The following is a 12,940-nucleotide window of genomic DNA, read 5'->3' on the forward strand; positions in this document are numbered from 1 at the left end:
GATGAAAACAATTAATTTAAATACCGAAAATATATCCTTGAAAATTCTTGCTGTTTCAGGTTTGCTGTTTGCAATAATTCTTGTACTCTCTTTCACGACAGAAGACAAAGAAGAAGTAGCCATCACAGAAGTACAAGCTATGCCAGTAGAGGTTGCGGTTCCTGTTTATAAAAAAATAACAGAATGGGATGAATATACAGGCCGTTTTGAAGCAAGCAGCAGAGTTGAAGTACGAGCTCGTGTAAGTGGTTTTTTAGAAAGCGTAAATTTTGTGGACGGTCAAATGGTCAAGAAAGGAGAGGTCCTCTTTACTATTGATGATAGATCCTATAGAATTGCATTAGATCAGGCAAATGCAGATTATGGTCAGGCAAAGGCGTCTTTAAAAACGGCGCAGGATAATTACGAACGGGTTGAGTCACTTCGTGAATCCGGAGCAATGTCTATTGAAGAATACGATCGTAGAAAACAGGCATTAGAATTTGCTAAGGCAAGTATACTATTATCCCAGGCAAGAGTTGATGATGCAAAACTGAACTTGGAATTTACAAAGGTTACTGCACCAATTTCAGGATTGGTAAGTAGACATAAGGTAAATGAGGGGAATTTGATTGATGGCGGTACTTCTAACTCTACTATACTTACAACTATAGTGGCCACTAGTCCCATTGACTTTTACTTTACGGGCAGTGAATCTGATTATTTAAGATATGCGAGACTAGCTAGAAATGGTGAGCGTGGATCTATGCGCACGGGAGGGATACCAGTGTTTATCAAGTTACAGGATGAAGCTGATTTTGTACATGAAGCGAAGGTAGATTTTGTAGATAATGAACTAGACAACAATACGGGTACTATTGAAAGTCGCGCAACGCTGGAAAATAAAGATCATCTTTTAGAGCCTGGTATGTTCGGTAAAGCAAGACTTAAAGGAAGTGCAGAACATGAAGCCTTAATGATTCCGGATGATATAATAGGCACTAACCAATCCATTCGTTTTGTTTACGTATTGGGAAATGACAATGTAGTAACCACTAAGAATGTGACGTTAGGCCCTTTGCATAGCAATGGTTTGAGGATCATTCGTGATGGAATAACAAAGGATGATAAATTGATCATCAATAATATTCAAAAAATTGGACCTGGAATGTCTGTTACTCCAATTGAAACTTCTCTAGATAAAGACAAAGGGGGAGAATATGCAGTGGTAAAAGCAGAGAAATAAGTCTCCCCAAAATAATCCTAATATTTAAAGCAGTCATTAATTGCTCTTATCATTCATTTTATTAGATGAATTATAGAGCAACAGGGCTGCTATATTTCAATTGTAAAGAAACTATGAAATTTAGTCACGTTTTTATAAAACGGCCCATTTTTGCGGCTGTATTAAGTGTAATCATTCTTATTGTAGGTGGTTTGGCTTATGTATCCTTACCGGTATCTCAGTTTCCGGATGTTGCACCTCCAACGGTAGAGGTTGTAGCCTTATATCCGGGAGCAAATGCAAAGACACTTTCAGAAACTGTCGCAGCACCCCTTGAGAAAGAGATTAACGGGGTGGAAGGGATGTTGTATATGACGTCCCAATCATCGGCAGATGGAAGGGTAATCGTTCAAATAGCTTTTGAACTGGGAACAGATCTTGACAGGGCTCAGGTACAAGTTCAAAATAGAGTTGCAATTGCAGAACCGCGTTTGCCGGAGTCGGCTCGCAGACTTGGAATTACTACCAAAAAAATATCCCCAGACATCTTATTGGTGGTAAATATGTATTCACCAAATAAGACCTATGACCAAACTTATATGGGTAATTACGCCACCCTTCAATTAAAAGATCAACTGGCGCGTATTAAGGGGATTGGGGATATACAAATTTTTGGAGCTGCCGAATATGCTATGCGCATTTGGCTTGATCCCGATAAAATTGCGAATTTGGATATGACAGCTGGAGAGGTCGTCGCTGCGCTTCGGGCTCAAAATGTGCAAATCGCAAGTGGAACATTAAATACACTGCCATCTGGAAGCCAATCAGCCTTCGAAATAAATATTCAAACACAAGGAAAATTAGTTACAACCCAGCAGTTTGAGAATGTCATTATAAAGTCTGATGAAGGTGGCAGAATTGTTCAGGTAAAAGATGTTGGTCGTGTAGAACTAGGCGCTCAGAATTATGCCACTAAGGGATATTTGGGGAAAGATCCCGCGATAGCTATGCCCATTTTTCAACAGCCCGGAGGAAATGCTTTAGAAACTTCGGCTGAAATAAAAGCCACCATGGAAGAACTTTCTAAAAGCTTTCCAGAAGACCTCGAATATAAAATTGCGTACAATCCTACAGAATTCATTCAAAAATCTGTGGACGAAGTATATCACACCATATTCGAAGCTATTCTGTTAGTGGTGTTTGTTATTTTATTGTTTCTCCAGTCCTGGAGAGCAGCCATTATCCCGATTTTAGCCATACCTGTATCGCTAATAGGAACTTTTGCCGTTATGCAGGCGATAGGTTTTTCCCTTAATAACCTTACGCTTTTTGGTCTTGTACTGGCAATTGGTATTGTGGTAGATGATGCTATTGTGGTGGTAGAAAATATGGAGCGTTATTTAGCTAAAGGACTTTCACCCAAAGAAGCAGCCGTTAGAACAATGGATGAAGTAGGAGGCGCTCTAGTTGCAATTGGTTTAGTATTAGTTGCAGTATTTATTCCGACAGCTTTTTTAGATGGTATTTCAGGCCAGTTTTACAAACAATTCGGAATGACCATTGCCGTAGCTACAACTATTTCAGTATTCGTATCCTTAACCTTAAGCCCTGCAATGGCAGCTTTGTTAATGCGTCACGAGGTAAAGGATCCAAATAAAAAAACACCCTTATTACTGAAACCTTTTTCATATGTAGGAAATGGTTTTAATAATTTCATTGAAAAACTCTCTGGTAATTATGGGAAGAGCATTCAGAAACTAGTTAGAACATCAATACTAGTTTTAGTTGTTTATGGAGGACTGGTTCTTATTACAGGTTTTGAATTTGGAAGAGTGCCAAAAGGATTTATTCCTGCAATGGATCAGCAATATTTTATAACTCTGGTACAATTACCTCCGGGATCATCTTTGTCCAGAACAGATAAAGTAATCAAAGAAGTATTAGATATAGGATTAGACATCGATGGAGTTGAAAATGCTGTTGCTTTTACGGGGTTTGATGCAGCTTCAAATACAAATGCTTCTAATACCGCAGCTGTATTTTTAACTCTTGAAGATTTTGACATACGTAAAGAGAAAGGCTTAAGATATGAAGATTTATTAGGTACAATCAGTACAAAACTAGCTCAAATAGATGATGCGATAGTTCTTGTAATTCCACCTCCATCTGTACGTGGAATCGGTAATGCGGGTGGTTTTAAAATGATGGTACAAGACAGAGCCAATTTAGGAACAGATGAACTGGTAAAAGCTACTTATGCCTTAGCCGCAGCTGCAAATGCAGACCCTATTCTGAGTAGTGTTTTTACATTTTTTAATGATCAAACTCCCCAATTGTATTTAGATATTGACCGTGTCAAAGCTGAAAAATTAGGGGTGAACGTAGGAGATGTTTTTCAGTCTCTTGAAATTTATATGGGTTCTGCCTTTGTGAATGAATTTAATTATTTAGGAAGAACCTATCAGGTTACAGCCCAGGCAGATGCACCTAACCGATTAACGCCCGATGACATATCTAGGATCAAAGTACGCAACAATGAAGCCGAAATGGTTCCGATTGGAACATTCACACGTCAGGAGGATATTTCAGGGGCATCACGTATTCCAAGATTTAATTTGTACCCGGCAGCGGCACTAAATGGTAATATTGCTCCGGGGCATAGCTCTGGAGAGGCTTTAGATAGAATGGAAGAACTTGCTGATGAAATTCTGCCTGAAGGTATTTCTTATGAATGGACAGAATTGGCTTATCAGGAAAAGCAAACAGGAAGTACAGCAGGTGTTGCTTTTCTCCTTGCCGTTGTATTTGTATTCCTTTTATTAGCTGCCCAATTTGAAAGCCTCATACTTCCTCTGGCTGTTATTTTTATTGTGCCTATGGTTTTGTTATCAGCAATTATAGGTATTGACCTGGCAGGATTAGACAACAATATAATGGTACAAATCGGTTTAATTGTGCTGGTAGGATTGGCTAGTAAGAATGCGATTCTTATTGTGGAGTTTGCCAAGCAATTAGAAGATCAAGGCAAAGATTTAAAGACGGCTGTTATTGAAGCGTCACAGCTTCGTTTACGTCCTATTTTAATGACGGCAATGGCATTTATATTAGGTGTTATACCACTTGTAATTGCCACTGGCGCTGGTGCAGAACTGCGCGTCTCACTAGGAATAGCAGTATTTAGCGGAATGCTGGGCGTCACAATTTTTGGAATTTTTCTTACACCTGTATTTTACTATCTGGGAAGAAAATGGACAACCAAATCACCAAAACAGATAAAATAAAAGAAGTTCAGCAATTGAAATGTTGAAATAAATTCAAATTTAAACTATGAAAAATCTGATTTTAATAACATTATTTTCGTTTTTCCTGTTATCGTGCGGGATGACAAAACGAGATTTTAATGTCAAACCAAAAACGGAAATACAAGATGATTTTTTACTGGAGGAACTTTCTGACGCAAAAGTCACAACTTCAAAAATAATTGAGAATTGGTGGTCAAAATTTAATGACCCTGTTTTGGATACATTAATATCAAAAGCCAGAAAAAATAATTTAGACATCAATTCAGCCGTGGCAAATTTATATGCCTCTCGCGCTTTTTTAAAAGGAACAAAATTTGGCAGATTGCCTACCGTAACTGCAAACGGAGATTATACAAGAACCCGTCTAGGAGAAAATGTTTTCGTGTCTGGCAGTAATCCTACATACAGCAGCTATAATAGCAGTTTTGATGCGTTTTGGGAGGCAGACCTGTTTGGCCATGTTTCTAACCGTATCAAAGGTGCTTACGCAAACAATCAGTTGGCACTGGCAGATATGCAAGGTATATATGTAAGTATTTTTGCAGAAGTCGCCAATAATTACATGGAATTACGCGGAACACAATATCTTTTAGATATAGCCAATCGTAATTTGAAGGGACAACAGAATACATATGATCTCACTGTTCAATTATCTGAAGCAGGCACAAGCAATAGTCTTGATGTTTCCAGAGCGACGGCACAGTTAGAAAACACCAGATCAACTATTCCTCCTTTAAAAGCGAGACTGGAAGCTTTAAAAAACAGTTTAAGCGTGTTGATAGGAGAAGTGCCGGGTCAACTGGATCTAAAAATTATTGATAAGCAACCGTTGCCTAGTCTGCCTCCTTCAGTTGCTTTGGGGGATATCAATGAGTTATTACGTCGTAGACCAGATATTAGAAGGGCAGAAGCTACATTACAAGTACATATAGCAAAATATAATCTATCTGTCGCAGAGCTTTATCCTAAAATTCAATTTGGTGGATCTATTGGTTTTTCGGCGGTGGACTTTGCTAATTTTGGAAGTAAGGAATCTTTTACATGGAGCATAATGCCCAATATAAGTTGGGCGGCGTTTAATCTGGGAAGAGTAAAACAACAAATAAGACAGAATGATGCTTTGACATTAGCAGCACTCAATCAATATGAAAAAACCGTATTGCAGGGATTGGAAGAAATAAAGACCGCCCTCGCTAACTATTCAAATGAATTGCAAAGAAGAGAAATATTAAAAATTTCGTCGGAGGCGAGTGCAAAAGCTGCACAATTTGCCAGACAGCGTTATAATGCAGGTTTAGACAGTTTTATTGATTATTTAAGTGCCAACAACACTTTGCTTCAATCTGAAAATTCTTTGGCTGAAAGTGAAATTTCTTCTGCAACTTCATTAATTGCAATCTATAAGGCATTAGGTGGAGGATGGGGATTTATTTCAGAGAATGAATTGAATACTAAGTTTGAGCAGATGAAACTCGAAGAAGCTATTTCCAAATAATTCTAAATTGAAATTGATTAAGAAAATTTGTTTTCTATAGGTTAATTTGATTAGGTTTTAATACTAGTGCAAATAACATTTCATTTTTTAAATACAGATTTTTGTATATAGCAACTTTACTAATAAATCAAAATATAACATTTCGGTCATTTTTTAATACTTTTATACGATGACCCATACTGAAATTCCAGTTTTTGAAACAAGCAATGATCTGAGTGAAGCTATGGGATTTCCTCACAGAAGCCATATTCCCAATTTTGACGTTTATTCATTAGAGGGATTAGAGCCATCTGCAAGGCGTTGTATGCCGCCATATAGACAGGGTTTTTATCAAATAGGATTGTTAAGCTATGTAGGGGAAAGTAGATTAAGCCTTAATACAGACTGGCTGACACTTGAAGAATACCCCCTATGGTTTGTGGTGCCTGGACAGGTTTTTTCTTGGGTTAGGGATGAAAAGATGGCTGGATTTAATATCATGTTTAGAAAGGAATTTTTAATGAATGTTGTTGATAATGTTATTGAGGATTTTCCTTTTTTAAAAATGTCTGAAAGGAGTTTGCTAATGCTTACCAAAGAAGAACATGAATCGCTTTATTTTGATACACAGAGAATGCAGTCTGTATTCAAAAACCCGCATCCCTATCAGGAAAAGATGCTAGAAGGGATGTTGGTTTCTTTTTTATATTTCTGTAAGGCGGTGTACGAGCGATATAAATCGACAGAAAACCATATGTCTAGAGCACAGCTAATTACTCAGGAATTTGAAATTCTTGTGGATAAAATGTATGTAGATACAAAAAATGTAAGTGATTATGCAGAAAAACTCAATATTACCCCTAATTATCTAACTACTACCGTAAAAAAACTAACCGGGAAAAGTGCTAAGGATATTATTCAGGAGAGACTTCTTGTGGAAAGTAAAAGCCTGTTAAAGTTTTCAGGGCTGGATATTGGTGAGATTGCTTATAGGCTTAATTTTCAGGAGCCCACACATTTTACTCGGTTTTTTAAAAAATGGAGCGGAACTACACCAAACAAATTCCGTCAAATGGATTAAGATGAAGAAATTGGTACATATATTGTTATTAAAAATTGAAACTTCACTATTTGTGTCATTTATAAAAAGAAAGTGGTTCTTTTCTGAAGTTGACTTTAGTTAAATTTACGTATTAATTTAGGATTCTCATGAAGGTTAATAGATTAGCAGTTGTAACAGAAGCAGGTAATGGTTTAGGAAAAACTTTTGCTAACATTTTATTGAATTACGATTATAACGTAATTCTTGCAGCCAGTAAAAAAAGTTATGATGTACTTTCTCAGGAGGCGGGTGTTCTTCAGGATTACAAATTAGTTAAGACAGATTTCACCTCTGCCGAAGGTCTCACGGAACTAAAATCTTTGATTCATTCCAAATTTGGAAAATTGGATCTCTTAGTCAATAATGCGGAAATTGCTAATGGCTTTGGACAAAAAATTGACCAAATAAATATTGATGATGTAAGGCAAGTGTATGAAACAAATCTATTTGCAGTAATTAGGATTATACAGCTGTTAAAACCTTTGCTTGAAAAAAGTGACGAGCCAAGTATTATTAATATTACAAGTGCATTAGGGGATATTGATAAAATGCGGGATGAAGATTTCTGTTACGCTAACTACTGTATGACTGCGTATGCAACTTCAAAAGCGGCTTTAAACATGTTTACACATTTGCAATGCAAAGAATTTAAGCCATCCAAAATTACTATTAATAGTTTTGATCCCATTGCTTTAAAAAATTGCACTCACAATTCTGTATCTATTTGTGATGGCATTAAAGACGAATTTATTAGTCTTATTAAAAAGAAAACTGTATAAATAAAATATTGAGAATTTTTATTGTCTTTAATTTTGCACGAAATTGTAAAATCACTCAACACTTGATTTAAGCCACTAAAATATTGAATACGATAATGAGTGGATCAGGCTTTCTATTGAATTGTAGTTAAACTCCGTGTTTAAAATATTTTCCTATTAGTTTGCCTAATAAAATTTATTACAAGCTATCAAAAGTTCTGAAAAGCTCAATTGGAGCGGAAAAACCTATTTTGTCTTTATTAAAGAAAATTAAAAAAGCCCATAAACATGCAGTTTATGGGCTTTTAAAGGATTTTGGACAATCCTTGGCGGAGAAAGAGGAACTATCTAAAACTTGATTTTTCTAGTGTTTTCCGGTGCTCAAAGCATCGAATTTTTTTACCTCCACCGAATTAGCCTCTTTTTAACAAAAAATTAAGGTTTTAACTGATTCCTATCCATTTGGAGTTTAAATAAATGTAAATTCCAGTAAATTTTATATCCCGTAATCTGGATATTAGTAGAATTAAGAGATAAGTAACGTAAATAGGCATGTTTTTCGAAAGTTTACTGAAGATGATCCATAATAAGCTTTTTTAAAATTAATACTACAGCGGTTGCTTTATAGTACAACGCTCTCTTCCAAAATACTCACTAATCTATATCATAATAGTGGAAAATTTAGGAATGTGGAGTAATGTAATTTAAGAATAGTATTTTCATCCGGTATTCTTTTGAATCTGATTCAAATACTTCATTTCAATAACTCCGCAGTTAGTTCAGTGGTTCGCGCGATTATGCAAATCAGAAGTTTTTACGATCAAGTAAAATATATGATGGAGAATTTTATTTAGGAATGAGCTTATTTAATGTAAATGAGGAAATCCTCAAAAATATTATTCTCCTTTTCTATAGTTTTGGTAAATACTTAAATCTGATCATCATTGCCTACAAATAAAAATTTTCAAAAACGAATAACAATCCTAGACGAGTGTTTTTCCCGTAATAACGGTTTGTATACTCTTGAAAAGCTAAGTGATGTTTTAATGGAAAAAATGGGACATTCTGTTTCTAGAAAAACCATTCAAAACGATATCAAATACATAAAAGAACATATAGAGGAAAACCAGAGTTTAGAAAATAATATTGATGACTTAAAAGTATTTGTAACTGGACTTTATGATGGAAAGAAAACAGCCTTTAGATACGTTACTCCAGATTATTCATTGGGTAATCAATTATTGAGTAAATCAGACCAAGAGCAGCTTGAAGAAACACTTGCTATACTTTCTAGATATAGAAATAGAGCTGACTTTGATTGGCTTGATGAACTTTTTCCTAGAATAGAAACCTGTTTTAATTTAGTGCACGAGGATTATGATAGCCTTATAAGCTATCAGAGTAATAGAGACTATACTGGTCAGCCGCTAGTTGGAAGATTATATAATCAGTTACTTCGGAAAAAGGTACTCTGCATTGAATACAAGTCATTTAAAGAAGCAGAGAGTCGCATAAGAACAATTCATCCATATCATCTAAAACAGTATAACAATAGATGGTTCCTTTTCGGTTATCAACAAGAAGACACTTACACAGGTATCACAAATTTAGCTTTAGATAGGATCTTATCTTTTACTGAAACTACCGAAACCATTAAGCCGGACAACGTGAATTGGGGCGATTATTTTGATGAAATCATTGGAGTCTCAAAAAGTGATGATGCCGCTGTACTTATTAAGTTACGTTTTCGAGAAAGCAGAATAAAATACATTGATACGAAACCAATACACGGTGCAACCCAAAAAAAGGATCATTCAGATCCCGATGGTTTAACAAGAACCATCACAGTAATCCCAAATAATGAATTATATCAAACACTGCTATCATTTGGTAAAGATGTTGAAGTTATAGCACCTGATTTTATTAAGGAGAAGCTAGAACATCACGCTCAAGAAATGCTAAAATATTACACAAAGTAGGTGTGCAAATAGTTTGCGTATCTGATTCTTTATTTTGGATCATTCAATTCGATATAACATCCTTAAAAAAATAATAAATGAATTTTTTCTCTTCGTTATTAAATAAGCATAATCTTCAAAAGCACGACGGTAGGTCATTATGGAAGTATTTTATAAACGAAGAAGAGTTTATTGATTTAAGGAAACGCTTACAGTTTGCGAGACCATTAAATATAGATTCAAGAGATGTCACACTTTATTACGCTTTATGGTGGAAAAAGAACTATGATGGAGGAATACCAAGTAAACAGGAGGTTTTTGATTCTTTAGGAGGTAATTCACAATATAATTTTACTGAACAAACATTTTACAAAATAGCTATCGAAGGAGCCGAAGTTCTTGGTATTAAATGGATTAAACGACAAAATACGCTGAGATTTAAAACACTTCTCTTACAAGGAGGACTTCCATTAAAGCATATTTCTGAAAACCAAGGTAAATACAAAGATTTCTTAGAAGCTGTCTTAGAAGAGCAACCTGAAACCGTAGAAGACTTTATTTTTAAATCTCATATCATAGACCTATTGCCCAAATCTAGTCAGAATGATATGGTTTACGAAAACTGTCTTGAGATAGTTAAATCTATTCTTAATAATGATGGAGAGTTTGATAAACTACTAGAATCCGAAGAGACCTTAAAGGAGATTTCAAGTTCTCTTAAAGTAAAAAGCGCATCGATTTCTAAAAAAACTAGACAATCAAAACCTAAAAATTATTGGCTACTTCGTTTTGACAATGGCGAGTGTAAAATCAATTTAAGATTAGGGCTTGCAGATACTTACACACAAGAAACGCTGCAAGATATTTTAGGCTTTTCTGCTACTGCAAAAGAGTATCAATTTTATATGGATGACAATTTGATTTGTGTATTCCGTAGAATGATTAATAATAGCTATAAGACAGATTGGTACAACCAGCAAAATAAAGAATGGCATATTTCTGAAGGATTACCGTATACCTATGTCATCTGTGATGATGAAAAAATCGAGGTGTCTGATTTTATTCAAGTCCTACCCAACCTTGATGAACCAAGTTTATGGAGTAGATTAAATGATAATGAATGGCGATTAATGAAAGGAAACTCAGCACCTACTAAGGATGCAGCTGTATTGTTTCCAAATACTTGGAAGTCTAATCTTCCAACGTTTCAAGTTACGTTGTATACAAATTCATTACAATGGATGCCTTTTGAAGGTGAGATTACAATACAATCTGTAGACTTAAATGATGAGTGTATTTTTCTTACCGATGTGGCATCATTCGACTGGTTAATTCAAACACAAAGACCTAACTGGATGTTAAAAGCAAACTTACCAATTGTAAAAACAGTTCCTAAAGTTTTTGTTTTTGATGAAAACGGATATGATATATCAAGCAATCGATTCAAAGTTTATTGTCGCAAACACAATTCAAAAGATCTTTGGGAGGACCTTACAAAAATTACGTTTATTAAAACAGGTTGTTTTGATTTAAAAATAGTAAAAGACGATCTTGTTGCCTACGACACTTTTTTCAACATAGGTAATCTAAAAGCGAGGTTTAAGGATCAGTCTATTCACTCGGCATCTATTGCCATTGATAACTTAGGGTATTTTACTTGTAAACTCAATGAGTCCAATCTTGTTGAAATCACAGAATCAAACAGTTGTTATTCATTGAAGTTAAATACCGAATATTCAAAAATACCAACATCCATAAAAGGTTCTATCGGAAATGCTGGTAAGAAGAAATTGTATTTTGATTTACGTTCTCCTTTTCAAGGTATGATTATAACTGATAGTGAAGGCCAAATTATCCCTGAAGATCAAAAGCTATCTATGGCAAATCTTTATGGTATGCGTATTTTGAGTACTAGTGATAAAGAAACTGTTCTGACTATTAAAAACAGTCTAAAAACTGATGTAAAAATCACTAAAATTATAAAAGAATCTACACAACCCGTGATTTCTTTTAAAGATGAAATCGTTAGACTTTTTTACTTAGCGGATGCTATGGATTATAGAAATACTGTTTCTCTCGAACTAAGTGAAGGCAACCTCAAGAAGACATATAGAATTTCTGGGTTTAGTCATACTTTGGATGTTACAAATCAATTAAAAAGGCAAGTTATATTATATGATAGTAATTATGATTTAGATCTTTTTGCTGTGCCTGTTAATTGTAAAGCTAAGGATATAGATATAATTCCGCTTTCCCGAAATGATGAGCAGTATATAATTCCCAATACTGATATATCAAACCAATTCATTATCATTTCATCAAAAAAGGAAGGCAATCAGTTAATGCCGCGTTTTGTAAAAACAAACGAACAAGTTCTAACGGTAGATAGTAAAGAGCGTATTGAGAACTTTCATAAAGAACTCTCAATTACAGAATTTAAAGATGATATCTGGCAGCAAGTTTTGCGCTATTTTAAAATTTGTACGCAATACGAAGTTCCATTTTCCACTTTTGATCAGCTTAGAGCTATTTCTCGTAGCTCTGAAGTTGCTGCTAAAGCATTTCTTTTTTTAGGAATTAATCAAATAGATTCGGTAGAATATATCCAGAACGAAATACCTGAAATGGAAAAAGATTTAGGATTCTGTTTTCATTGGGTAGCCAAAGAACATTGGAAGAATTCAATTCAGGAAGCAGCCCAATTTATAGGAGATGAGTATTTTTCAAATATACTGGAGCTCATCTCAAATTATATGATAAATAATGGATTACAAAGCTTATTTAGAATAATGATCGACTCTAATTTGAATACTGAACCTGTACTCCAAAGCCATATTATAGATTTGAGAGCTAAATTAGAAGCTACAGTTTTAAGCGAATTGCCCCGCAATAGTCCAAAAATATCCAGTGATTATAATATCCAAATAGAACATCACAGTCAAGTAAGATTACTTATACAATCTCCTATTGCGGTTGCCGAATCTATTAATAATATTCAACAAGAATTCCCGATTTGGGGAGGTAATGAAAAACGTGAAGTTATTAGACGTAATATTCAATACAGCCAATTTCTCTGTAATAAATATCAAAAAATTGATTTTTACAATAAAACAGTATTACACGCCTTAACCAGAAGCTAAGA

General features: G+C 34.8%; 7 protein-coding genes. All 7 read left to right on the top strand.

All coding sequences use genetic code 11. From position 1 onward, the window contains the following. Position 1 precedes the first annotated feature (1 nt). Positions 2-1,225, top strand: coding sequence for an efflux RND transporter periplasmic adaptor subunit (locus ACH3O9_RS12255; protein WP_416440826.1), 1,224 nt, complete (start codon positions 2-4; stop codon positions 1,223-1,225). Between the two features lie 113 nt (positions 1,226-1,338). Further along, the gene (locus ACH3O9_RS12260) at positions 1,339-4,485 is read left to right on the top strand and encodes an efflux RND transporter permease subunit (protein ID WP_416440828.1); all 3,147 of its coding nucleotides are present in this window, start codon (positions 1,339-1,341) and stop codon (positions 4,483-4,485) included. A 46-nt stretch (positions 4,486-4,531) separates the two neighbouring features. Next, positions 4,532-6,001 carry an efflux transporter outer membrane subunit gene (locus ACH3O9_RS12265; RefSeq protein ID WP_416440830.1) on the top strand — a complete coding sequence of 490 codons (1,470 nt, stop codon included), beginning with the start codon at positions 4,532-4,534 and terminating at the stop codon, positions 5,999-6,001. Positions 6,002-6,170: 169 nt separating this feature from the next. Next, positions 6,171-7,061 (top strand): helix-turn-helix domain-containing protein, encoded by an 891-nt coding sequence (locus ACH3O9_RS12270; RefSeq protein ID WP_416440832.1) that lies wholly within the window; start codon positions 6,171-6,173, stop codon positions 7,059-7,061. Between the two features lie 128 nt (positions 7,062-7,189). Then, positions 7,190-7,861, top strand: coding sequence for an SDR family NAD(P)-dependent oxidoreductase (locus tag ACH3O9_RS12275; RefSeq protein WP_416440834.1), 672 nt, complete (start codon positions 7,190-7,192; stop codon positions 7,859-7,861). Positions 7,862-8,784: 923 nt separating this feature from the next. Further along, positions 8,785-9,819 carry a helix-turn-helix transcriptional regulator gene (locus ACH3O9_RS12280; protein ID WP_416440836.1) on the top strand — a complete coding sequence of 345 codons (1,035 nt, stop codon included), beginning with the start codon at positions 8,785-8,787 and terminating at the stop codon, positions 9,817-9,819. Between the two features lie 77 nt (positions 9,820-9,896). Then, positions 9,897-12,938 (top strand): hypothetical protein, encoded by a 3,042-nt coding sequence (locus tag ACH3O9_RS12285; RefSeq protein ID WP_416440838.1) that lies wholly within the window; start codon positions 9,897-9,899, stop codon positions 12,936-12,938. The last annotated feature ends 2 nt before the right edge of the window (positions 12,939-12,940 follow it).

It is taken from the genome of Leeuwenhoekiella sp. A16 (assembly GCF_047946675.1).
Classification (GTDB): Bacteria; Bacteroidota; Bacteroidia; order Flavobacteriales; family Flavobacteriaceae; genus Leeuwenhoekiella.